This is a genomic window from Pseudomonas sp., from assembly GCF_030683065.1.
Classification (GTDB): domain Bacteria; phylum Pseudomonadota; class Gammaproteobacteria; order Pseudomonadales; family Pseudomonadaceae; genus Aquipseudomonas.
Genome location: NZ_JAUXMX010000021.1, coordinates 26,922 through 50,898, shown reverse-complemented (window position 1 = coordinate 50,898; position 23,977 = coordinate 26,922). Strand labels below are relative to the sequence as shown.

Sequence of the window (23,977 nt, the reverse complement as noted above, 5' to 3'; positions counted from 1 at the left end):
GCCACTTATCGAACCAGGCTTTGTCCAGCCTGGCTAACAGGCCTATATTGGTCAGCAGGGTTTCTACAAACCAAAACTGGTCCTACCAGTAACCGAGCGCCCCACAATGGATGCAGAACAGCCCGCAGTACGTCGCCAGGTCAGCGATGTGGTGGCCGAAAAGATTGAACGACTGATCGTCGATGGCGTGCTCAAGGTCGGCCAGGCCCTGCCCTCGGAACGGCGCCTGTGCGAGAAGCTGGGGATCTCCCGCTCGGCACTGCGCGAAGGGCTCAAGGTGCTGCGCGGGCGCGGCATCATCGAGACCGCCCAAGGCCGCGACTCGCGGGTCGCCACGCTGAACGGGCCACGCGATGCCAGCCCGCTGATGCACTTGTTCAGCTCGCAGCCACGCACCCTGTTCGACCTGCTCGAAGTGCGCGCCCTGCTCGAGGCCGAGTCGGCGCGTCTGGCCGCCCTGCGCGGCACCGACGCAGATTTCGTCCTGCTGACCCGGCGTTACGAAGAAATGCTTGCCGCCCACAAGGAGGCACCGAGCGAGGTCGAACCGCGCGAACATGCGCGCCTCGACCATGCCTTTCACCTGGCCATCTGCGAGGCGTCGCACAACCCGGTGCTGCTGCACACCCTGCAGTCGCTGACCGATCTGATGCTCAACTCGGTGTTCGCCTCGGTAAACAACCTCTATCACCGGCCGCTGCAGAAACGCCAGATCGACCGCCAGCATGCGCGCCTCTACCACGCGGTGATCGAGCGCCTGCCGGAACAGGCGCAGCGCGCGGCGCGCGAGCACATCCTCAGCATCCGCGACAACCTCAAGGAGATCGAGCAGGAGGAACAACGCCTGGTGCGCGCGACCATGCGCCTGGAGGGTTGGGCGTAATGGGGCGTATGGGTCAGGCGCGAAGCGGCGTTACCCATCAGCGCATGTCGGCGATGGGTATCGCTACGCTCAACCTGGGCGGCCCCACCCATCCTACGATTCGACTCGGCAAATCGCTGGCGGCACCATGCTAGACTCGCGCGCTTCCGATTCGTGGTGATTTCTGCCGTGCCCCACACCGCCCTCGCCTCTGCGCCACGCTGGCTCACCGCCAGCCAATTGCACCCGGCCCCCGCTGCCGGCGTGGGCGACTGGCTGTTCAATCAAGACTCGCTGACCCGACGCCTGACCGCGCTGTCTGCTGACAGCTTCAGCGTGACCCCGCTGACCGAGGGCTGGCAGCGCCTGCGCCGCGACGAATGCAGCGCCCTTAACGTAGCGGCCGGCAGTCAGGGCTGGGTGCGTGAGGTGTATTTGCGCGGCCACGGCCAACCCTGGGTATTTGCCCGCAGCGTGGCTGCGCGCAGCGCCCTGGAAGGCTCCGGCCTGGCCTTGGAGCAACTCGGCAGCCGCTCGCTCGGCGAACTGCTGTTCAGCGACCGCGCCTTCGAGCGAGGCGAGTTGCAGGCATGTCACTACCCGGCGCCCTGGCTGCCCGAGGAGGTGCGCGCCGAACGCCTGTGGGCGCGCCGCTCCTGTTTCAGTCGCGGCGCCCTTGGGGTGCTGGTGGTCGAAGTGTTTCTACCCGAGTTCTGGCCAGCGGCAGAAATCGCCAGTCCGTAGGGTGGATGGCCACCCCGTGGAAAACCGCGAAGCCGACGCCTCGTCGACAACAAGGTGGATGTAAAAGGCGACATCCACCCGACACGTCCTGCCCCCCGTATAATCCGCACACCCCGCACGGAGACGCGCCCGATGTACACCCGCCTGCTCAAATCGCTGAATCGCCTGCACCCTCGCGCCTGGGACTTCATCCAGTTGATGCGCCTGGAAAAACCCATCGGCATCTACTTGCTGCTGTGGCCGACGCTGTGGGCGCTGTGGGTCGCGGCCGAAGGCGTGCCGAGCGCCAAGCACCTGTTGATCTTCGTCGCCGGGGTGATCCTGATGCGCGCCGCCGGTTGCGTGATCAACGACTACGCCGACCGCAATTTCGACGGCCACGTCAAACGCACCCAGGCGCGGCCCCTGGCCAGTGGCAAGGTGACGCCGCGCGAAGCACTGCTGCTGTTCGCCGCCCTGGTGGCGCTGGCCTTTGTTCTGGTGCTGTTCACCAACACCGCGACCATCTGGCTGTCCTTTGGCGGCCTGGCCCTAGCCGCCTGCTACCCGTTCATGAAGCGCTACACCTTCTACCCGCAGGTGGTGCTCGGCGCGGCATTCTCCTGGGGCATGCCGATGGCCTTCACCGCCGAGACCGGCGGCGTACCGCCGGAGGCATGGCTGCTGTACCTCGCCAACCTGCTGTGGACGGTGGCCTACGACACCTACTACGCCATGGCCGACCGCGACGACGACCTGAAGATCGGGCTCAAATCCACCGCCATCCTGTTCGGCGACGCCGACCGCCTGATCATCGTCATCCTCCAGGGCCTGGCCCTGCTGTGTCTGCTGCTGGCCGGCGCACGCTTTGAACTGGGTCTGTATTTCCACCTCGGCCTGGTCGTGGCGGCAGCCTGCTTCGTCTGGGAATACCACAAGACCCGCAACCGCAAGCCGATGGCCTGCTTCAACGCCTTCCTGCACAACCACTGGGCCGGTTTGGCGATCTTTGTCGGGATCGTGCTGGATTACGCGCTGCGGGGGTAGGCTGGCGTTTTGCCCTGAGTCATCGGCGGGCTACTATCCAGGCTCGCCCGCCCAGTTATGCGAGACAAGGCAGTCCATGACGCCCAATCCCCAGCTCAAGCAGAATCCAGACCATGCCCCAAGGCCAATATGGGCATGAGCAGCGCCGTTTCTCTCGCAGGAGCGAGCCTGCTCCTGCAGGTTTTGTGCTCGTGCACAGCCAGCAAGGTCCGACCATGACGCCCGAACACCTGACGCGCCTGCTACGTGATGGCGAAGGGCTGACGGTCGAGTTCAAGCGCGCCCGCGAGGCGCTCAATCGCGATGTGTATGAGACCATCTGCGCCTTTCTCAACCAGCGTGGCGGCACCCTGGTGCTGGGCGTTGCGGACGATGGCAGCGTCACCGGCATCGCGCCCGAGGCCGTGGCGCAAATCCGCAAGGACCTGGCCAATACCCTGCACAACCCGCAGAAGATCAACCCGCCGATGCCGCTGGTGGCCGAACAGCTGGAGCTGGACGGGCAGACACTGCTGGTGCTCAGCGTGCCGGAAAGCTCCCAGGTGCACAGCTGCAATAACCGGGTATTCAGCCGCAACGAGGATGGCGATTTCGATATCACCGGCCGTTCGCAGCTGCTCGGCGAGCTGTACCTGCGCAAGCAGGTCGGCTACAGCGAGAACCGCATCTTCCCGTTTATTCGCCTGGACGACCTGCGCGGCGACCTGATCGAGCGGGTGCGGCATAACGTGCGCCTGCAACGCAGCGGTCATCCCTGGGCCGAGCTGGACGATCTGGAGCTGCTGAAGAGCGCACGGCTGTACCAGCGCGACTACCAGACCGGGCAGGAGGGGATTTCCCTGGCCGGCGCCCTGCTGTTCGGCCGCGACGAGGTGGTGCTGGGCGTGGTGCCGCACCACCGCACCGACGCCATCTTGCGCGTGCACGACCTGGACCGTTACGACGACCGCGACGATATCCGCAGCAACCTGCTGGAAAGCTACGACCGGCTGATGGCCTTTGTCGGTAAGCATATCGTCGACCCCTTCTACCTGGAGGGCGACCAGCGCGTCAGCTTGCGCGAGCGGATCTTCCGCGAGGTGGTGGCCAATCTGCTGATCCACCGCGAGTACCTCAACCCGTTCCCGGCCAAGCTGATCATCCAGCGCGACCGGGTGACCACGGAAAACAGCAACAACCCCCACGGCATCGGCCTGCTGCGCCCGGACGACTTCGCCCCATCGCCGAAAAACCCGGCGATCGCCCGGGTGTTCCGCGAGATGCAGTGGGCCGAGGAGCTGGGTTCCGGGGTGCGCAACCTGTTCAAGTACGCCCGCGCCTTCGGCGGCCAGGACCCGATTCTCAGCGAGGAGTCGATCTTCCGCGTGACCGTGATGTTGCCGCAGTTAGCCTTGGTCAACGGCGTTTTGCCAGCGCTCACTGGGACCGCGACCGGCTCACAGCCAGAGTCACAGCCAGAGCCAGAGCCAGAGTCACAGCCAGAGTCACAGCCAGAGTCGCTGGAGGCCAAGGTGCTGCGCTGCCTGCTCGGTGGCGCATTGAGCAAAGCGGCGCTTTCGGCCGCGCTCGGGCAAAAACGCATTTCCGGGCCGCTCAACCAGATGGTGCGCCAGCTCCTGGGCGCCGGATTGATCGAATACAGCCTGCCGGACAAACCCAATAGCCGACTGCAAAAATACCGCCTCACGCCCGCCGGGCAGGCGCATCTGAATCAGCAGAACACTTCGTTATGAGCAGCAAGACCCACGCCATCGTCTCCAAAGTCTGGAGTTTCTGTGCCACCCTGCGCGACGCCGCCAACCTGCCGGAACCGGATGACCTGGCCGAGGACATCATCGAGAACATCGAAGCCGGTCTGGCCAGCTTCCGAGAGGTACTCGCTGGCCTGACGCGGTAAACGGCTGCGGCGGCAGGCACCCGCAGCAGCCCACCTGTCATATCACTGCAATAATTCCGTTATCTAATGCCACGCATGACTGTTAAATGACTCGAGGCTGGATCCATGGTTGGCAAGAACATCCTGATCGTCGATGACGAAGCACCGATCCGCGAAATGATTGCAGTAGCCTTGGAAATGGCCGGCTACGAGTGCCTGGAAGCCGAGAATACCCAGCAGGCCCACGCCATCATCGTCGACCGCAAGCCCGACCTGATCCTGCTCGACTGGATGCTCCCCGGCACCAGCGGCATCGAACTGGCGCGCCGCCTCAAGCGCGACGAACTGACCTGCGACATCCCGATCATCATGCTCACTGCCAAGGGCGAGGAGGACAACAAGATCCAGGGCCTGGAAGTCGGTGCCGATGACTACATCACCAAGCCATTCTCGCCGCGCGAACTGGTCGCCCGCCTGAAAGCCGTGTTGCGTCGCGCCGGGCCGAGCGACAGCGAAGGAACCATCGAAGTCGGCGGCCTGCTGCTCGACCCCGTCAGCCACCGCGTGACCATCGACGGCAAGCCCGCCGAAATGGGCCCCACCGAATACCGCCTGCTGCAATTCTTCATGACCCACCAGGAACGCGCCTATACCCGCGGCCAGTTGCTCGACCAGGTCTGGGGCGGCAACGTCTACGTCGAGGAGCGCACCGTTGACGTGCATATCCGCCGCCTGCGCAAGGCGCTCGGTGAGGTCTACGAGAATCTGGTGCAGACCGTGCGCGGCACCGGCTATCGTTTCTCCACTAAAAGCTAGTAGCCCCATACTGGGCTAGGATTGCCGACTGCTCGGCTCAATGGATCGATTGGCGGATGACTCCCACGTGAAACAAAACTGGCGTGGCGCTCTGGTGCGCCGCCTACTGTTGTTAATCGGCGCCTGCCTGCTGCTCGGCCTCATAACGGGCGCGTATGCCTGGGCACTGGCCGCCGGCCTGGCAGCCTACCTGGGCTGGACCCTGAAGCATCTTCTGCGCCTGCATAAATGGCTGGATGAACATAAACCAGGCGAGCAACCACCAGAGAGCGCCGGCTTATGGGGTGAGGTCTTCGACAAGATCTACCACCTGCAACGACGCAATCAGCGGGCCCGCGAGCGCCTGCAGGCAGTCATCGACCGGGTGCAGGAATCTACCGCCGCACTGAACGATGCGGTGATCATGCTCGACAACAAAGGCAACCTGGAGTGGTGGAACCGCGCAGCGGAGACCCTGCTCGGCCTGAAAACCCCACAGGACAGCAGCCAGCCAATCACCAACCTGCTGCGCGATCCGCGCTTCATCGACTACTTCGAGCGCGGCAGCTACCTCGAACCGCTGGAGCTGCCCTCACCGCTCAACGAGCGTCGGCGCCTGCAATTCCATATCACCCAGTACGGCAATGGCGAACACTTGATGCTGGTGCGAGACATCACCCGGTTGTTTCAGCTCGAGCAGATGCGCAAGGACTTCGTCGCCAACGTTTCCCACGAATTGCGCACGCCGCTGACGGTGATCTCCGGTTACCTGGAAACCCTGCTGGACAACGTCGAAGACGTCAATCCGCGCTGGTTGCGCGCGCTGCAGCAAATGCAGCAGCAAGGCGGGCGCATGCAGAACCTGCTCAATGACCTGCTGTTGCTGGCCAAACTGGAAGCCACCGACTACCCCTCAGACAACCAGCCCGTGGCAATCGATCTGCTGCTATTGAGTATACGGAGCGACGCCCAGGCGTTGTCTGGCGAACGCATGCACCGCATCAGCCTGGAGGCCGATCCGCACCTACGCCTCAAGGGCAGTGAAGCAGAGCTGCGCAGCGCCTTTTCCAACCTGGTGTTCAACGCGGTCAAGTACACCCCCAATGAAGGCGAGATTCGCATTCGCTGGTGGGGTGACGAGCAGGGCGCGCACCTCAGCGTGCAGGACAGCGGCCTGGGTATCGAGGCCAGGCACCTGCCACGCCTGACCGAACGCTTCTATCGGGTCGACTCCAGCCGCGCCAGCAACACCGGCGGCACCGGCCTGGGTCTGGCCATCGTCAAACATGTGCTGCTGCGCCATCGCGCCCACCTGGAAATCGCCAGCAAACTGGGCCAGGGCAGCGCCTTCACCTGCCACTTCCCCAACACTCAGGTGGTACGTCGCGGCGGCTAACCGGGCGCCGCGTACACGCAGCCTTGCAAAACCGCTTGCATGGCCCCACCCTCTAGCGGTCATTGGCCTACCGAAACCTTTATGGACCCTTCCACGACGCTCTCCGCCGCTAGTTTTTCTGCCGATTTCGGCCTCCTTCTCATTGCCCTGCTGCTGGTGCTGCTCAACGGCTTCTTCGTCGCCGCCGAGTTCGCCATCGCCCGGCTGCGCGCCACCAAGGTCGAGGCCCTGGCCAGCCAACACGGCTGGCGCGGGCATATCCTGCGCACCGTACACAGCCAGATGGACGCCTACCTGTCGGCCTGCCAACTGGGCATCACCCTGGCCTCCCTAGGCCTGGGCTGGATCGGCGAACCAGCCTTTGCCGAATTGCTCATCCCGCTCCTCGGCGCCATTGGGATCGAGTCCGTCAAACTGGTGCATGGCATCGCCTTCTTCACCGCCTTCGCGATTATTTCCTACCTGCACATCGTGATTGGTGGGCTGGCACCCAAGTCCTGGGCGATCCGCAAACCCGAACTACTGTCGATGTGGACGGCCGCGCCGCTGTACCTGTTCTACTGGCTCATGTACCCGGCGATCTTCCTGCTCAATGCCAGCGCCAACGCCATTCTGCGCATCGCTGGCCAGGGTGAGCCGGGGCCGCACCATGAGCATCATTACAACCGCGACGAACTCAAGCTGATCCTGCATTCCAGCCGCGCCAGCAACCCCAGCGACCAGGACATGCGCGTGCTGGCCTCCGCCGTAGAGCTCGGCGAACTGGAAGTGGTGGACTGGGCCAACTCCCGCGAAGACCTGGTCTATCTGCAACTGCACGCGCCGCTGCACGAGGTGTTCAGCGTGTTCCGCCGGCACAAGTACAGCCGCTACCCGATCTTCGACGAAGCGGCTGGCGAGTTCGTCGGCGTACTACACATCAAGGACCTGCTGCTGCACCTGTCGTTGCTGGAGATGCTGCCTTCGGCGCTGAAACTGGCCGACCTGATGCACCCGATCGAACGGGTCAGTCGGCACATGCCGCTGTCCAACCTGCTCGAGCAGTTCCGCCAGGGCGGCTCGCACTTTGCCCTGGTCGAAGAGGCCGACGGCAAGGTGATTGGCTACCTGACCATGGAGGACGTGCTCGAAGCCCTGGTCGGCGATATCCAGGACGAACACCACAAGACCGAGCGCGGCATCCTCGCCTACCAGCCAGGCAAACTGCTGGTACGCGGCGACACGCCGTTGTTCAAGGTCGAGCGCCTGCTGGGGGTCAACCTCGACCATGTCGAGGCCGAAACCCTGGCCGGGCTGATCTACGAAACCCTAAAACGCATGCCCGAGGAAGAGGAAGTGCTGGAAGTCAGCGGCCTGCGCATCATCGTCAAGAAGATGAAGGGGCCGAAGGTCCTCCTGGCCAAGGTACTCAAGCTGGATTAAAGCGGCTCAGGCAGCAACCGGCGGCGATCCACGCCGCCAACTCAGCAGACTGTGGCCAAGCAGCGCCAGGAGAATGATGCCGCCACCCAGCAATACCTGGGCGCTCGGAGCCTCGTCGAGCAACCACCAGACCCACAACGGTCCCAGCACCACTTCCAGCAGTAGCAACAACCCCACTTCGGTAGCGCTGATCCAGCGCGGGCCGAGCTGAATCAGCATGAACGCCAACGGCAGTAGCACACCAGCCATAAGTGCCAGCACCAGCCACTGCTGCACGGCGAAGCTTGGGGTGCCACCGAACACGAACCCCAGCAGCGACACCAACAGGGCACCGGGGATCAATGCCGGGCTCATGTCCACCGTCGGCTGGCTGCGTGCCAGGGTGAAGTTGCCGGCCAACAAGGTGGCGGCCACCAGTGCCAGCAAGTTACCGGTCAGACTGCTGCCCGGTGACTCATCGACGACGATCAACAGCACGCCACCCAGGCACACCAGTATCGCCAACAGCGTGCGCAGGGCCAGGCGCTCGCCCAGCCAAATCCAGGCCAAGGCTGCGGCGATCAGCGGCGACAGACTGAAGATCAACAAAGTACTGGCCGCCCCAGCCAAGCCCATGGCATGGACGAAACACAGGGTACTGAAGCAGTAGCAAAGCGCACAGCCGACGCCGGTCCAACCGCAGCGGAGAAACGCCCTGGGCAGCTCACCACGATAGCGCCAGGTCAACAGCAGGCCGAGGCCGATCGCCATCAGCAAGCCGCGCCACGCCAGGACTTGCAGGGCATCGCCGGCCAGCCAGCGCAACACCAGGGCATCCGGCGAGATCACCAGCATGCCCAGCGCGGTGAGCAACAAGCCCTTCTGTCTGTCCTGCACTTTTTTGCTTCCTTGAATGACGGGCATTGATGCAGCGCGTGCCCTTAGGCTCTCAGACCAGAAGGCAACTGTCGGCCAGCAGGCTGCCAAAGCCCTGCGGTCGGTGCACGCAGCCAGCCAGTTGCAGGGCATGCCAGAACATCGCCTGGTTGCTGGAGATCACCGGCAGTCCCAGGCTGCGCTCCAACTCACCGAGCATTCCCAGGGTACGCAGGTTGGTGCAGGCGAGAAACAACGCGTCGACCCGCTGACCGCTCAGCAGCTCGCGCGCCGCCTGCTCGATCGCCGCCTCGGGAATGCGCGGGATCTCGGCATCCTCCAGTACGGCGAAGGTGGCGAAGGCCACAACCTGGTGCCCAGCCTGCTCCAGCCCCTGATAGAGCGGGTAGTTGACCTCGCCGATGTAGGGCGTGAGTACCGCAATACGCCGCGCATCTAGACCGCGCAAAGCGGCCTTGACCGCGCTCCAGGGATTAGTCACCGGGATGCCTGGGCGCGCCTGGCTGATCAGCCGGGTTACCTGCTGTTCGCCGATCAACATGCTGCCGGAGGTACAGCCGAATGCCAGCACGTCCAGCGGCAAACCCGGCACCAGCAGCGCGCTGGACTGGGCAAGGCCTTGAGCCAGCCCCCGCAGCCCCTCGGGGGTCACCGAAGGGCTGCAGGGCGTGCGGGTGCTGTACAACTCAATCCGCTCGCCGAGTAGCTGGCGCCATTCGTTTTCCAGCGTGAAATCGCTGGCTAACTGCACCAGGCCCAGCCGCACATGCCCGTCATCGGCTGTCCGCTGGTAGGGGGAAATCCGTTGCAGTTTCTGGAAGTCGGCAAAAGAGGCACTCATGTCAGGCCCCCGAGCAGGCGCGCGGCATAGTTGGCGATTGCAGTGTCCTGCACCCCGGTGCCTGTCAGGTCGCACACCGTGATCTGCTCGGCACTGGTGCGCGCCTGACGGCCGTCGGCGATCAGACGGCCCAGTTCGAATACCTCGCGCTGCAGCCCCGGCGCGTGGTGCAGCTCGCCGAGGGCCTGTGACTGACTGAGGCGATCAACCACCACGACGTCGGCGTTGGCCAGGATGGCCGGCTCCAGCTCGTTCTTGTGCGGGTTGTCCGAGCCCATGGCGGTGACATGCACGCCCCTGGGCAGGTCGCTCCAGCGCAGCACCGGCTCGCGCGCCGGGGTGGTGGTAACCACGATGTCGGCCTGGGCACAGGCACCGGACGCACTGTCATGCACGGTCACCGGCAGGGCGTGATAGGCACGCATGTGAGTGGCATAGACCTCGGCCTTGGCCCGGTCACGGGCATACACATGCACCTCCTGGATCTCGCGCACCAGACACAAGGCGACAACCTGCAGCTCGGCCTGCAGACCGGCGCCGATCACCGCAACGCTGCGGGCCTCGGCGCGAGCCAAGTGCTTGGCGGCGATGGCGCCCGCCAGGGCCGTGCGGATGTCGGTCAGATAACCCTCGTCGAACAGCACCGCCTCGACCAGCCCGGTTCTCGCCGAGAACAGCAGCATCAGGCCATTAAGGCTGGGCAGACCGAGCGCGGGATTATCGAAGAAGCCGGGGCTGATCTTGATCGCGAAACGCGGCCAGCCACGGATGTGTGCGGTCTTCACGTCGACTTCGCCATTGCTTTCGGCAATGTTCATGCTGAGGATCGGTGGCATCTCCACCTCGCCACGACCGAGAGCGGCAAAACCAGCTTCGACCACCTCCAGAGCGGCCTGATCCAGGTTGACCCGCCTGGCAATCTGCTGACGGTTATAGATCTGCATAGGTTGACTCTCCGGCCAGGCGACGGGCCTCGGCAAAGGTTTCATGCGACAGGTTCTGCCCGCTGACCACTATGGCCACGCGCCGCCCCGACAGATCGAGGCGGTGCTGTTCGACGGCGGCGACACCGACGGCAGCAGCGCCCTCCACCAGCATTTTTTCCTCATACAGGAAGTGCAGCATGGCGCGGGCAATCTGTGCCTCGTCGACCTTGTAGCCGCGATCCATATAGCGCTGGGTCATGGCGAAGGTCCAGGCGTTGTCCAGACCGATGCCGCCGCCCAGGCTGTCGGCCAGCGAGTGCACCTCAGGCACCTGTACGGGATGCCCGATGGCGAGGCTTTCCAGCATCGCCGCACCCTGGTTCATGCTCACGCCGATCACTTCGACGGCCGGATTGATGCTCTTCACCGCCAAGCCAATACCGGCAATCAAGCCGCCCCCTGACAAGCCGGCGAAGACAAGATCGATGTCGGGCTGCTCTTCCATGATTTCCAGGCCGCAAGTGCCCTGCCCGGCGATCACCAGCGGGTGGTCGAAGGGCGGAATATAAGCCAGCCCCTGCTCGGTGCTGAGCCGGCGCGCCTCGAGATCGGCATCGTCCTGACAGGTGCCGTGAATGACCAGTTCGGCACCACTGGCGCGCAAGGCCTCAACTTTATTGGCAGGAACCAGGCGCGAGATGCACACGGTGATCGGGACGCTCAGGCGCTGCCCGGCATAGGCCAGGCCGCGGCCGAAGTTACCGGTAGACATGGTCACTACGCCACGCGCGCGCTGCGCAGCATCCAGGCCTAGCAGTGCATTGGTCGCACCACGCAGCTTGAAGGCGCCGGTCGGCTGCAGGTTATCCAGCTTTAGCCAGACCTCGCAGTTCCAGCGCCGCGACAGCGATTCGGAGCGCACCAGTGGGGTACGCAAGGCCAGCCCGGCGATGCGCCGGCGGGCCAGGTAGATATCGTGCAGGGTCAGTTGTTTGCTCATGCTTAAGTCCAGCCTGTGAACGCAGGCGGGGTCGCTTGCTGAGCGACCCCGCATTGACCTGGCGCTTACTTGGCCTGCCAGGCACCGCTGCTGATCAGCTTGTCGGTGACCTTGTTCACCGCGCGTTCCGCACGGGCGACGATGTCGTCCACTTCACCACGAGTAACCACCAGCGGCGGGGCGAAGCCGAGGATGTCGCCATGCGGCATGGCGCGGGCGATCAGGCCCTCTTCCAGGCAAGCGGCGGAGACCATCGGGCCAACCTTCAGACTCGGGTCGAAGTGCTGGCGCTTGGCCCGGTCACTGGAGAACTCCAGGGCGGCGAGCAGGCCGATGCCACGAGCTTCGCCGACCAGCGGGTGCTCGCCGAAGGTGGCCTGCATGCGCTGCTGCAAGTAGGCGCCGGTGTCGCGAGCGTTACCCGTGAGGTCCTCGCGCTCGATGATGTTCAGGTTGGCAATGGCCGCGGCGATACCCATTGGGTGACCGGAATAGGTGTAGCCGTGGCCGATGGCGCCGAACTGGTCGGTGCCCTGCTCCAGCACCTGCCACACGCGCTCGCCGACGATCACCCCGGACAGCGGCTGATAGGCCGAGGTCAGGCCCTTGGCCACGGTGATCAGGTCCGGCTTCATCTCGTAATATTGCGAGCCGAAGTCGACGCCCATGCGCCCGAAACCGCAGACCACCTCATCGGCGATCAAGAGGATGTCGTACTTGTCCAGCACCTTGCGGATTTCGGCCCAGTAGCCCTGCGGTGGCGGCACGATACCGCCAGTGCCAAGCACCGGCTCACCGATCATCGCCGCGACCGTATCCGGGCCTTCGGCGAGGATCATTTCCTCAAGTTTCTCCGCACAATAACGGGAGAAATCCAACTCGCTCATGGCATCGTCGGGGCGACGATAGTAGACCGGCGCGACGGTGTGTTTGATGCGTTCCAGCGGCAGATCGAAGTGGGCGTGGAACACCGGCAAGCCGGTCATCGAGCCGGAGGCGATGCTCGAACCGTGGTAACCGCGGTCGCGGGAGATGACCTTTTTCTTCTCCTTGCGGCCAAGGATATTGTTGTAATACCAGACCAGTTTGAGCTGGGTCTCGTTGGCGTCCGAGCCGGACATGCCGTAGTAGACCTTGCTCATGCCCTGGCCCGCGAGCTTGACGATGCGCTCGGACAGCGTGGCTAGCGCTTCAGTCGTGTGGCCGACATAGGTGTGGTAGTAGGCCAGTTGCTTGGCCTGCTCGTACATCGCCTCGGCCATCTCGGTGCGGCCGTAGCCGATGTTCACGCAGTACAAGCCAGCAAAGCCGTCGATGAATTCGTTGCCCAGCGAATCCTGGATACGAATACCTTTGGCACCGGTGATGATCCGCGCCGGGCTCTCACCGTGAGCGTGCTGCTTGAGGTGGGTTGAGGCGTGAAACACGTTTTGGCGGTCGATCTCGATGACTTTCTGAGTGTCGATGGTCATGGCATTGCCCTCATGTAATTCGTGAATGGTGTTGGTGCGGACCTCAACTGATGACCGCACGAGCGCAGTCGTTTTCAACTGCCGCTGACGCTGGGCAGACCACCCAGGCAGTAATATTTGATCTGGCTGTACTCATCGAGGCCGTGGCGCGAGCCCTCGCGGCCGAGACCGGATTGCTTGACACCACCGAAGGGCACAGCCGGACCGGTCATCTTCACCGAGTTGACGCTGACCATGCCGAACTCCAGGCCGCGCAGCAGCTGCCATACCGGACGCATGTCATAGCCATAGACATAAGCGGCCAGGCCGTACTCGGTGTCGTTGGCCTGATCGATCAGTTGCTCCAGGTTGTCCCACGCCAGCACACCGGCCACCGGGGCAAAGTTCTCTTCCCGGTAGACGCGCATGTCGGCAGTCACATCGGCCAGCAACGTCGGTATGAAGAAGTTGCGTCCCGGTGCCTGAGCCTGGTCACCGACCAGCAGGCGTGCGCCCTTGGCCACGGCGTCATCCACCAGTTCCTGGGCCTTGGCTACCGCCTTGGCGTTGATCAGCGGGCCCTGATTGACACCTCGGAGCAAGCCGTTACCCACTGTCAGCTCAGCCATTCGCCGGGCGAAGGCAGTGAGAAACGCGTCATACAGCGAGCGATGGACGAAGATGCGGTTAGCCGCCAGGCAGTCCTGGCCGGTGGTCTGGAACTTGGCGTCGATGGCGGCCTGAGCCGCCTGCTCGACGTCCATGTCTGGCAGGACGATGAAGGGCGCATTGCCGCCCAGCTCCATCGAGCATTTCTTCACCGTTGCAGCGGCCTGCTGCAACAACAGACGGCCGACCCGGGTCGAGCCGGTGAAGGACAACGCCTTGACCTTGTCGCTGGCGCAGAGCACCTGGGAGACCATTTCCGGCTCGCCGGTGATGACGTTGAACACCCCGGCGGGAAAGCCGGCGCGCTCGGCCAGTTCGGCCAGGGCCAAGGCCGAGAAGGGCGTCTCGCCGGCCGGCTTGACCAATACGCTGCAGCCCACGGCCAACGCCGCGGCAGCCTTGCGGGTGATCATTGCGCAGGGGAAGTTCCACGGTGTGATCAGGGCCACCACCCCGATCGGCTCGCGCAGACTGCCAAGCTGTGCATTGCGGATATGACTGGGAATGGTCTCGCCGTAGGCACGCCGCGCCTCCTCGGCAAACCAACGAATAAACGAGGCCGCGTAATCGATCTCGCCACGCGCTTCGTCGAGCGGTTTGCCCTGCTCCAGGGTCATCAACCGGGCCAGGTCTTCCTTGTTCTCCAGCAGCAGATCGTGCCACTTGTTGAGAATCACACCACGGGCATCCACCGACAGCGCGCGCCAAGCCGGGAAGGCAGCGTGCGCAGCATCAATGGCGTGCCCAATCTGACTGGCGTCGAGCTGGGTGCAACGACCGATGGTTTCTTCGCTGGCCGGGTCGATGACCGCTTCATCGCGCCCCTCGTGACCGGCAATCCATTTGCCGTTGACGTAGGCCAACTGGCGGACCAGGCGTGGATCTTTAAGCATATGCATGGACAGCGTCCCCTCTTCAGGTCTGGTCGCTACGCGTTCGCGGCCAGAGCGTGGTGCGTGTTTACAGCGTCCACTTTAGGGCTTGTCGGGCAGCGGTTTTTTCTCTTCAGCTGCTGGCTGGGCTGTGTTTTTTTTCTTTGCCGGTGGTTTGCCGAGGTTTTTTTCTGTACCTGGGCGCGGCACTAAATGGGCGAACGTCGCGAGAATTACAGCGCCACTCGCTTACTCGTCTTCACTGTCGAGCAATAGCGAAGGTTCGCTGTGTTTGATGGTCTTGGTGACGATGTAGGTGAAGTAGCGCTCGATGCCCAGGTCGGCCATCAGCCAGCGGTCGATCAGGCGCTGATACTGGTCGATGTCACGCGCCATGACCTTGACGATGTAGTCGATACCGCCACCAGTGGCGTAGCATTCGGTGACTTCGGGGCAGTCCTGCATGGCACATTCGAAGCGCTGAAAGGCTTCACGGCTATGCTGCTTGAGGCTGATTTCGACCATCACAGCGGCACGCTTGAACAGGTTCTCGGTATTCAGCAGAGCGCCGTAGCCGCGGATGATGCCGGCTTCTTCGAGGCGTTTGACCCGCTCCCAGCAGGGGCTGATAGACAGGTTGATGGCTTCAGCCAGGCTGGATTTGGTGATCCGCCCGTTGCTCTGCAGGATGCGCAGAATCTTCAGGTCGTATGTGTCCAGGCGCATAAACCGCTCCACGGCGAAAAAAGGCCGTACCCCGGCCAGACGCGGCGAGGTTGATCGGCATAGGTATTGCTGTGCTCAACCTGCAGCATGGGTATCGCTGCGCTCAACCCATCCTACGAGGGTGCGCACCTGTAGGCGTCCCCCTGGCTCCTGCCAAGAGCGGCGATCCGCGCGACATATAACGGAACATCGCTAGAAAAACCGGCGAGCTTACCCGCCGGCAACAGGGGTTACTGCTGTTCCAGCTCGGCGATTTCCTGCTCCAGGGCCTTGAGCGCGGCACCGGCTTCAGGGCCGGCCAGTTGCACCAGCTTCTCGCGCATCGGTTGACTGGCCTCGCGGAAGGCTGCTTGCTCTTCCTCGTTCAGGTGCACCAACTGAATGCCTGGCTTGGCCTGCTTGATCTTCTCCAGACGCTCGTTGTTGTATCGGGCCTGGGTCTCGAAGATGTAAGGCGCCAACTCATTTATGGTCTCGTCGATCAGCGTGCGTTGCTCGGCCGGCAGCCCCTGGTACCAGGATTCGCTGGACAGTACGGCGACGGTGAACTGCTGATGACCCGACCAGGTCATGACATCGTTGACCTCATAGAACTTCATTTCCTCGATGGCGAAGACCGGGTTTTCCTGGCCGTCGATCATCTTCAACTGTAGGGCGCCATAGACCTCGGAATAGGGCAGCGGCGTCGGCACAGCACCAAATGATTTGTAGGTCTCCACCAGCATCGGCGAGGCCATCACACGCATCTTCATGTTGTTGAAGTCGGCCGGCGTGCGCACCACCTTGTTGGTGGTCCAGACCATGTCGCCTTCCGGGTACATGCTCAGCAGGCGCAGGTTGCGGGTCTTCAGCTTGTCGGCGATGGGGCCATAAATGGTCGGGCTCTCAGTGAGCAGCTTGAGGTTGACCTGGTTATCCTGCGACAGCAGGTAAGGCACCGAGAACACCTGCATGCCCGGGGCGGTCGAGCCAAGAATGCCGGTCGAGCCATGAGTGAACTGCAGAACACCGTTGGCCACCAACTCGGTGAGGTCTTCAGACTCGCCCAGGGCGCCGTAGGGATAGACGGTGACGCTGATGTCACCTCCACTCTTCTCCTCCACCAGCTGTTTGAACTTCTGCGCATAGGCGTCCTGGACGCTGCCGCTGATTTCCTCCAGCGCGAACTTCCACTCTTCAGCAGCGGCCGCAAGGCCGGCCTGACTGATCAGGGTCAAACCTATCGCTGCAGCCAGACCCGCTTTTTTCAGTTTGCTTAGTGTGCTCATGGTGAGTTCTCCGCTTGCTGTTATTGTCATGAAATAGCGGCCGAGCCTGCCGGCCTTTAACCTTCTATGATGTCGGCGATCACCGCCAGGGTGTCACCGATGTCTACCAATGCGGGAAAACGTCGGGCGACCAGCAGGCCGTCCCGTTCCGCGCGATACTCCACGGCCGGCGTACCGGTACGTTCAAATGCATGCACCCGCGCCACCAGATCACCTTGCCGCAACCGGTCGCCCAGGCTGCAGGTGAGTTCGAGAATGCCGCGATGGGAGCTCTGCACGTAACAGCTGGCATCCGGCATATCCAGTTGCATCAGCGGCCCGTCCGCCAGCTCCGGTTCACCACCGAGAATCCCGGCGAACTTGAGGAAGTTGCGCACTCCACGGTCAGCCAGCGCCATGGTTTCAGGGGTGCTGGTGCCTCCGCCGCGCAACTCGGTCGTGACGAATACCTTGCCCTGAGCCTCTACCGCCGTGTCGTAGAGCGAGGCGGCGTCCAACTCGAAGAGGATCATGCTGGCGGCGGTGCCAAACAGCCGTGCGCCTTCGATGCACTTGGCTTCCTGCTGCGGATCGGGCAACCGGTGGGCAGCGGCGAACGGCAGGATGTCCAGGGTTTTGCCGCCGGAATGGATGTCCAGGGCGTAGTCGCACAACGGGATCAGGTAGCGCTGGAAGTAATCGGCTATACGCTCGGTCATGCTGCCATTGGGGCTGCCGGGGAACGAACGGTTCATGTTGCCTTTGTCGATCGGCGAGGTGCGACTGCCACTCTGCACCGCCGGGTAGTTCATCGCCGGAACTATGATCACCCGACCACGCACGTCTTCAGCGCGCAACTCATTGGCCAGCTTGAGCAAGCTGGTGATGCCCTCATATTCATCGCCGTGGTTGCCGCCGGTGAGCAGCGCGGTGGGGCCTGCGCCGTTCTTCACCACGCTGATGGGGATCATGATGCAACCCCAGGCCGACTGATCATGTGAGTACGGCAACTTGAGAAAGCCGTGCTGCACACCGTCACGGTCGAAATCAACAGTGGCGCTAAGGGTGGTTGCGCGAACCTCGGCCACGCTCGAACGCGCGCTCGCCTGCAATTCCGCTTCGGGGGAAATATTCATGGTTGCGCTACTCATCTCAGGCTTTCACAAACAACTGGCGCGGGAAGTCGCAGAGGGTTTCTACCCCGCTCTCGGTGATCAGGATGCTCTCGGTGGTCTCCAGCCCCCAGTCGTCCAGCCACAACCCCGGCATGAAGTGGAAGGTCATGCCCGGCTGCAACACCGTAGTGTCGCTCTCGCGCAGGCTCATGGTGCGCTCGCCCCAATCCGGCGGATAACTCAATCCGATCGGATAGCCGCAGCGGTTATCACCGCGGTCATAGCCGTAGCGGCGCAGGGTGCTATTCAGCTCGCGGGCGATGTCGCCGCAGGTATTGCCGGGCTTGGCCATGGCCAAGCCGGCTTCGAGACCGGCGTTGATTGCCTCCTCGGCCTTGCGAAAAGCCGCCGACGGCTCACCCAGATAAAGGGTGCGTGAAAGTGGGCAGTGGTAGCGCTTGTGGCAGCCGGCAATCTCGAAGAAGGTGCCTTCGCCTTTCTTGAAAGGCCGGTCGTCCCACGTCAGGTGCGGCGCCGAGGCATCCTTGCCGGAGGGCAGCATGGGCACGATGGCCGGGTAGTCGCCGTACTTGCCCTCGTGGCCGACACAGGCCACCCGGTAGATCTCGCCCACCAGTACGTTCTTCGGCAAGCCCGGCTCGACCATCTCGATGATCGCCCGGTGCATGTTCTCGACGATCCGCGCAGCCACGCGCATGTACTCGATTTCTTGCGCCGACTTGATCGCTCGGCACCAGTTGACCAGTCCCGTGGCATCCACCAGTTGCGCCTGCGGCAGGCCGCGCTGCAATGCCTGGTGCGACGTAGCGCTGTAGTAGTAGTTGTCCATCTCCACGCCGATCACGCCGCCAGTCAACCCCCGCGCCGGCAACACTTCCTGACACAGGTAGTCGAGTGCGTGGTGCGGCGGGTTCATCACATAGCGGTCACTGTAAGAGGCAATGTTTTCCTCTTCCAGATAGACGGTGCGCCGTGCACCATTGGCGTCGATGCCACGGCCATACCACAGCGGGTCGCCCTGCTGGCCGACCACCACGCATTGCGGCGTATAGAAAGACCAGCCGTCATAGCCGGTGAGCCAGGCCATGTTGGACGGATCATGCACGATCAGGGTCGCGATCCCGCGCTCGGCCATGGCAACACGCACCTTGGCCAGACGCTGGGCGTACTCCTCACGGCTGAAATTCAATGCGATTTCACTCATGACAGCACCTCGAAAATGAACACGGTGGCGTTCAAGCCCATAACGACTCCACAGGTCTTGAGCCGTGGAGCGGTATTCATCCGGCCTGCAGCCGGAGAAATTGCTGGCGACACGCTCCAGCGAATGCGCAGCGGACAGAAACATCAGGGAACACTGGCCCGCCATTGGCGTGGGACGAATGCGCCGACAGCTGCTCCATGCGACCTCCCGGACCCACAGGGATCCGGCATGCGGCCGTGACGACCGCACTACTTATAATTGTACTGATATCTGCTAAAGTAACCGCAACAAGCACAGGTCAATTCCGCATAATCCTCATACTATTATCATTACAATCATCGTCAAGAGATTTATTGTTCTATGACAATTGACCTGAAGCCATTCCTCCGCGCTGGCCAACCCAAGTACCTGGCCATCGGCAACGCCCTCAACGAAGCGATCAACGCTGGCGCTCTGCAGCCGGGCAGCAAGCTGCCAACCCATCGCGAGCTGGCCGAGACCCTCGGGGTTAGTGTGCAAACGGTGAGCAACGCCTACGCCCATGCCGAGAAACAGGGCGCCATCTATGCCCAGGTCGGCAGCGGTACTTTCGTTCGCAGCCGCCATGTCAGCCACGAGTCGGACTACCTGTCCACCGACGAGCATGAGGACCCCAACCGTGGCATCGACCTGTCCACCGCCCACCCGGTGTGCACGGCACGCCACGTCAAGCTTTACCGTGCGGGCCTCGAGCGCCTGGCCCGGGAAGGCCGCGATGATTTCATCACCTCCTTCCACCCGACCCAGGGCCTGACCCAGCACCGTGAAGTGGTCTGCACCTGGTTGGCGCAGCAGAAGATGCCGGCCAACCCCGACCACATGCTGTTCTGCAATGGCGCCGCCCACGCCCTGACCATCGCCATGGCGACGGTGCTCAAACCCGGCGATACAGTGCTCTGCGAGCAAGAAACATGCATGCTCTTGCTCGCCCTGGCGCAAACCCTGCACTTCAATCTCAAAGGCCTGGCTACCGACGATCAGGGCCTGCTGCCCGAGGCGCTGGATGCCGCTTGCCGTCAGGGTGGCGCCAAGGTGCTGTTCTGTACCCCGACCATGAATAATCCGAACAGCGACACCATGAGTCTCGAGCGGCGCCAGGCAATTGCCGAACTGGCCAGGCACTACGACCTGACCGTGGTCGAAGACGATGTCTACGGCGCGCTGCAGCCGGATCGCGCCCCGCCGCTGTCGGCGCTGATTCCCGAACGCAGTTTCTACGCCACCAGCCTGACCAAAGTGACCCTTCCCGGCATGCGCGCCGGCTACCTGGTCGCCCCGCCGCACTTGGTGCAGCAGGCCATCGGCCGACTGCGCAGCACCACTTGGATGGCTACCCTGATGCCTTTCGAGATTGCCAGCTGGTGGATGCAGGACGGCACCCTCGATCGCATGGTCGCCTTCCAGCAGCAGGAGCTGGCAGCACGCCAACTGATGGTCCGCGAAGTGTTGACCGGCTGCAGTTACAAGGCCCACCCCAACGGCATGCACGTGTGGGCCGAACTGCCGGCCCATTGGCAGCCGGAGAAGTTCGCCCGCCGCGCCCGCCAGGAAGGGGTGATGATCTTCCCGGCTGAGCCCTTCCTGGCCAGTGCCGACCGCAGCAACCAGCATGTGCGCATCAGCCTGGGCGCCGAACAGAGCCGCTCGCGCCTGCAGAGCGGCCTGAGCACACTCAATGGCTTGCTCGACGAGACCCCGGCCCCGATGCATTTCGTGTTCTAAAACAAGGCAATCAACAGTACATTTGCCCTATAACAGAGCACATGTACTGATTCAAATAATTAATTGACATGATTTTTGACCAGGGATAAGGTCTGCCCTCCACAACAATAAAAATGTCTGCCGCCGTGGCGCAGACTGGAGGTGGCAATGGCTTGGTTGCATAAGCTGGACTGGCTGCTGGAAAAACTCGAGGCCTTCATCCTCGCCGGCTCGATCATGCTGATGGCGCTGAACTCGGTCGGCAATGTATTCGGCCGCTACCTGTTCAATCAGAGCCTGTACTTCTCCGAGGAGCTCAACCAGTTCCTGATCATCTTCGTGACCTTCATCGGCTGCAGTTATGCCGCACGGCAAAACCGCCACATCAGCATGAGCGCCTTCGTCGAACAACTGACCGGTAAGCCGGCCGCCGCCAGCATGCTGCTGATCAATCTGTTGACTGCCATTCTGCTGCTCTGGCTGACATGGGCGTCAATCGGCTACGTGCAATCGGCCGCGCGTATTGGCCGGGCCTCCTCGGCGCTGCAGGTACCGCTGCATTACATCTACCTGATGATTCCTTTGGGCCTGGGCATGAGCGGCCTGCAGTTCCTGCGCCATGCCTTCATCCAGTTGCAGGTACTGCTCGGCCGCCGCGAGGCACCGCCGCGGCATGTCGATGCCCCTCTCCCGCCACAAGCCTGAGTCCGCACCGCATGGATATGACCACTGCTCTCCTGCTAATCATGCTGATTCTGCTGCTGGCAGGCTTCCCCATGATGACCACCTTGCTGGCCGCCGCTGCAGCTGGCTTCGTGTTCTTCTTCAATATGGGCCCGGAATTCATTATCCAGCAGATGATCGCCGGTATCCGCCCTTCCGCCTTGGTGGCGGTACCCATGTTTATCCTCGCCGCAGACATCATTACCCGCGGGGCCACCGCCAACCGCTTGCTGGACGTGGCCACGGCCTTCGTTGGCCATGTGCGCGGCGGCATGGCGATCACCACCGCGCTGAGTTGTGCGATGTTCGGCGCCTTGTCCGGCTCGACCCAAGCGACCGTAGTCGGGGTGGGCAGCATCATGCGACCGAAGATGCTGCAGCAGGGTTATAAGGACAGCTTCGCCATGGCGCTGATCATCAACGCCTCGGATATCGCCCTGCTGATCCCGCCGAGCATCGGCATGATCATCTATGGCGTAGTCTCAGGCACCTCGGTGGCAGAGCTTTTTATCGCGGGAATCGGCCCAGGTCTGCTGCTGATGCTGCTACTGGTTGGCTACTGCTACTTCTACGCCCGTGTTGCAGGCATTCCCCGCGGCGAGAAATTCAGCTGGAGCGAACGCCTGCGCACCTGCCGCCGCGCCATCTTGCCGCTGCTGCTGCCAGTGATGACTATCGGCGGCATCTACACCGGGGTGTTCAGCCCCACTGAAGCCGCCGCGGTGTCGGTGCTCTATGCGCTGATTCTGGAGGTGCTGATCTTTCGCAGAGTCAAACTCTCCGACCTGTCGAGCATTGCGCTGTCCACAGGGCTGATCACGGCGGTGGTATTTATCCTGGTGGCGGCCGGCTCGGCGTTTTCCTGGGTAATCTCCTTCGCCCAGATCCCACAGCAGATCCTCAGCAGTATTGGCCTGATGCAGGCCTCGCCGACCGAACTGCTGATCATCATTTCGATCGCCTTCTTCATCGGCTGCATGTTCGTCGACCCGATCGTGGTGATGCTGATCCTGGTACCGATCTTCGCCCCTGCCGTGCGCCTGTCCGGCCTGGATCCGGTGCTGGTGGGGATCATCGTCACCCTGCAGGCGGCCATAGGCTCGGCCACGCCGCCCTTCGGCTGCGACATATTCACCGCCATCGCAGTGTTCCGACGACCCTACCTTGAGGTTATCCGCGGCAGTCTGCCGTTCTTCCTGATCCTGCTGCTGATGTCGGTGCTGCTGATCATGTTCCCGCCGATCACCCTGTTCCTGCGTGACCTGGCCTTTCGCTAGCAGGTAATCGAGCTGCAAAGCTGAGCTGGCGGGGCGCGACCGATCAGCCCCCCACACAAAAAGCTACCGCGTATTGATGGATAGCACTGCGCTCAACACTCACCGCCTCAGAACGATGGCCGTGGCTCTTAGGCGCAGCTTATGGTTTGCCGCCGGCAGGTGCGCTCACTCGCCACCCACGGCAAAGTTCGGCAGGCTGTTAACCGGCTGGGCGAAGTCGAAGGGGATGGACTCCAGCGCCAGGCCGACGTTGCGCTGCACCACGAAGTGCAGGTGCGGCCCGGTGCTGTTGCCGGTGTTGCCGGAGCGGGCGATGGGGCTGCCGCTGTTGATGCGCTGGCCTTCGCGCACGCTGACCGAGCCCTGCATCAGGTGCAGGTAGACACCCATGGTGCCGTCGTCATGCAGGATGCGCACATAGTTGCCGGAGGGGTTGGTGCCCCGTCCGCTCTGCTGGTTCTCGGTCTTGACCACCATGCCGCCGCGCGCCGCGACTATCGGCGTGCCCTCGGGCATGGCGATGTCCATGGCATAACGGCCCTTGGGGGTGAAGTGGCTGTACTGGCCATTGGCGCCCTGAGTCAGGCGGAAAGGGCCGCCGCGCCAGGGTAGCGGATAGCTCTGCTGCGTCGGCAACAGGCGCGGGTCACCCATGGCGTAACGCAGTTTCGGCGTATAGCGCAGCGGCTTGCTGGCATCGCGTGCGGTCAGGGTAGCGAGGCGGATCTTGCTGCGCGGCGGTAGCACCCACGTAATGGGTTTACTCGGAACGCCGATGGCGTTGTCGACCTGCTCCAGCGTCAACTCGATCTGCACCGGCGCATACAGGTCGTTGCGGACCAACAGGGTGTCACCGGCAGCGTGCTTTTGAGTTTCCAGCTTCACCTGATTATCCAGGCGCTCGACCATGCGGTCGCGAAAGACGAATACCTGCGCACCTGCGGTCGCTTTATCGGTATAGGTGACCACACCGTTGGCGTCGGTGTATTTGTAGATCGTCAGGGCAGCAGCCTGGCTGGCAACCAGCAGCAGGGCGCAAAAAACTGTCAGGCGAAAAGGCATAGGCTCACAAACTGCGGTGGCTCTCCAGAGCGCTGAGACTAGCAGTGCGGCTGCATGCATGCGAGCGCCAGGGCAACGGAATGTGATCTGACGCATTTGTCACGGC

Annotated in this window: 22 protein-coding genes; 11 read left to right on the top strand and 11 right to left on the bottom strand. The window is 62.8% G+C overall.

Going from position 1 to position 23,977, the window contains the following annotated elements; translation table 11 throughout:
* The first annotated feature begins 106 nt into the window (after positions 1–106).
* From glcC to Q8K09_RS04945, 8 genes are all read left to right on the top strand, one after another.
* A complete protein-coding gene (gene glcC / locus Q8K09_RS04980) occupies positions 107–883 on the top strand; it encodes a transcriptional regulator GlcC (protein ID WP_305253879.1) in 777 nt (258 codons plus the stop codon).
* Between the two features lie 168 nt (positions 884–1,051).
* A complete protein-coding gene (locus Q8K09_RS04975; RefSeq protein WP_305253878.1) occupies positions 1,052–1,606 on the top strand; it encodes a chorismate lyase in 555 nt (184 codons plus the stop codon).
* A 132-nt stretch (positions 1,607–1,738) separates the two neighbouring features.
* Entirely contained in the window at positions 1,739–2,632 is an 894-nt protein-coding gene (gene ubiA / locus Q8K09_RS04970) for a 4-hydroxybenzoate octaprenyltransferase (RefSeq protein WP_305253877.1), read from the top strand.
* A 215-nt stretch (positions 2,633–2,847) separates the two neighbouring features.
* Positions 2,848–4,365: an RNA-binding domain-containing protein gene (locus tag Q8K09_RS04965; protein ID WP_305253876.1), complete on the top strand. Its 1,518-nt coding sequence runs from the start codon at positions 2,848–2,850 to the stop codon at positions 4,363–4,365.
* The gene (locus Q8K09_RS04960) at positions 4,362–4,529 is read left to right on the top strand and encodes a hypothetical protein (RefSeq protein WP_305253875.1); all 168 of its coding nucleotides are present in this window, start codon (positions 4,362–4,364) and stop codon (positions 4,527–4,529) included. The genes Q8K09_RS04965 and Q8K09_RS04960 overlap by 4 nt, the downstream gene beginning before the upstream one ends.
* A 105-nt stretch (positions 4,530–4,634) precedes the next feature.
* Positions 4,635–5,324: a phosphate regulon transcriptional regulator PhoB gene (phoB, locus tag Q8K09_RS04955; RefSeq protein WP_305253874.1), complete on the top strand. Its 690-nt coding sequence runs from the start codon at positions 4,635–4,637 to the stop codon at positions 5,322–5,324.
* A gap of 40 nt (positions 5,325–5,364) precedes the next feature.
* Entirely contained in the window at positions 5,365–6,699 is a 1,335-nt protein-coding gene (gene phoR, locus Q8K09_RS04950; RefSeq protein WP_305253873.1) for a phosphate regulon sensor histidine kinase PhoR, read from the top strand.
* 81 nt (positions 6,700–6,780) lie between these two features.
* Positions 6,781–8,121, top strand: a complete 1,341-nt coding sequence (locus tag Q8K09_RS04945; protein ID WP_305253872.1) for a hemolysin family protein — start codon at positions 6,781–6,783, stop codon at positions 8,119–8,121.
* A 6-nt stretch (positions 8,122–8,127) separates the two neighbouring features.
* On the opposite strand, the gene Q8K09_RS04940 is transcribed toward Q8K09_RS04945, so the two are convergent.
* The 10 genes from Q8K09_RS04940 to doeA all read right to left on the bottom strand — a co-directional run bounded on the left by Q8K09_RS04940 (position 8,128) and on the right by doeA (position 19,069).
* Positions 8,128–8,997, bottom strand: coding sequence for a DMT family transporter (locus Q8K09_RS04940; protein WP_305253871.1), 870 nt, complete (start codon positions 8,995–8,997; stop codon positions 8,128–8,130).
* Positions 8,998–9,049: 52 nt separating this feature from the next.
* Complete coding sequence (locus tag Q8K09_RS04935; protein ID WP_305253870.1) at positions 9,050–9,838, bottom strand: aspartate/glutamate racemase family protein; 789 nt, start codon at positions 9,836–9,838, stop codon at positions 9,050–9,052.
* The gene (locus Q8K09_RS04930; protein WP_305253869.1) at positions 9,835–10,782 is read right to left on the bottom strand and encodes a cyclodeaminase; all 948 of its coding nucleotides are present in this window, start codon (positions 10,780–10,782) and stop codon (positions 9,835–9,837) included. Before Q8K09_RS04930 ends, Q8K09_RS04935 begins: the two co-directional genes overlap by 4 nt.
* On the bottom strand, positions 10,769–11,764 hold the full coding sequence (gene eutB, locus Q8K09_RS04925; protein WP_305253868.1) for a hydroxyectoine utilization dehydratase EutB: 996 nt from the start codon (positions 11,762–11,764) through the stop codon (positions 10,769–10,771). The genes Q8K09_RS04930 and eutB overlap by 14 nt, the downstream gene beginning before the upstream one ends.
* A 65-nt stretch (positions 11,765–11,829) precedes the next feature.
* Positions 11,830–13,236 carry an aspartate aminotransferase family protein gene (locus tag Q8K09_RS04920; protein ID WP_305253867.1) on the bottom strand — a complete coding sequence of 469 codons (1,407 nt, stop codon included), beginning with the start codon at positions 13,234–13,236 and terminating at the stop codon, positions 11,830–11,832.
* Positions 13,237–13,310: 74 nt separating this feature from the next.
* Complete coding sequence (locus Q8K09_RS04915; protein WP_305253866.1) at positions 13,311–14,783, bottom strand: NAD-dependent succinate-semialdehyde dehydrogenase; 1,473 nt, start codon at positions 14,781–14,783, stop codon at positions 13,311–13,313.
* A 222-nt stretch (positions 14,784–15,005) separates the two neighbouring features.
* On the bottom strand, positions 15,006–15,482 hold the full coding sequence (locus Q8K09_RS04910) for an Lrp/AsnC family transcriptional regulator (RefSeq protein ID WP_305253865.1): 477 nt from the start codon (positions 15,480–15,482) through the stop codon (positions 15,006–15,008).
* Positions 15,483–15,712: 230 nt separating this feature from the next.
* Positions 15,713–16,750, bottom strand: coding sequence for a TRAP transporter substrate-binding protein DctP (gene dctP / locus Q8K09_RS04905; RefSeq protein WP_305253864.1), 1,038 nt, complete (start codon positions 16,748–16,750; stop codon positions 15,713–15,715).
* 56 nt (positions 16,751–16,806) lie between these two features.
* Positions 16,807–17,865 (bottom strand): N(2)-acetyl-L-2,4-diaminobutanoate deacetylase DoeB, encoded by a 1,059-nt coding sequence (gene doeB / locus Q8K09_RS04900; protein ID WP_305253863.1) that lies wholly within the window; start codon positions 17,863–17,865, stop codon positions 16,807–16,809.
* A 16-nt stretch (positions 17,866–17,881) separates the two neighbouring features.
* A complete protein-coding gene (gene doeA / locus Q8K09_RS04895; RefSeq protein WP_305253862.1) occupies positions 17,882–19,069 on the bottom strand; it encodes an ectoine hydrolase DoeA in 1,188 nt (395 codons plus the stop codon).
* Positions 19,070–19,429: 360 nt separating this feature from the next.
* Here doeA and Q8K09_RS04890 point away from each other — a divergent pair, with 360 nt between their 5' ends.
* The 3 genes from Q8K09_RS04890 (at position 19,430) to Q8K09_RS04880 (ending at position 22,809) form a co-directional block, all read left to right on the top strand.
* Positions 19,430–20,830: a PLP-dependent aminotransferase family protein gene (locus tag Q8K09_RS04890; protein WP_305253861.1), complete on the top strand. Its 1,401-nt coding sequence runs from the start codon at positions 19,430–19,432 to the stop codon at positions 20,828–20,830.
* Between the two features lie 147 nt (positions 20,831–20,977).
* Positions 20,978–21,514 (top strand): TRAP transporter small permease, encoded by a 537-nt coding sequence (locus tag Q8K09_RS04885; RefSeq protein ID WP_305253860.1) that lies wholly within the window; start codon positions 20,978–20,980, stop codon positions 21,512–21,514.
* 17 nt (positions 21,515–21,531) lie between these two features.
* Positions 21,532–22,809, top strand: a complete 1,278-nt coding sequence (locus Q8K09_RS04880; RefSeq protein WP_305253891.1) for a TRAP transporter large permease — start codon at positions 21,532–21,534, stop codon at positions 22,807–22,809.
* A 165-nt stretch (positions 22,810–22,974) separates the two neighbouring features.
* On the opposite strand, the gene Q8K09_RS04875 is transcribed toward Q8K09_RS04880, so the two are convergent.
* Complete coding sequence (locus tag Q8K09_RS04875; RefSeq protein ID WP_305253859.1) at positions 22,975–23,871, bottom strand: peptidoglycan DD-metalloendopeptidase family protein; 897 nt, start codon at positions 23,869–23,871, stop codon at positions 22,975–22,977.
* Positions 23,872–23,977 lie beyond the last annotated feature (106 nt).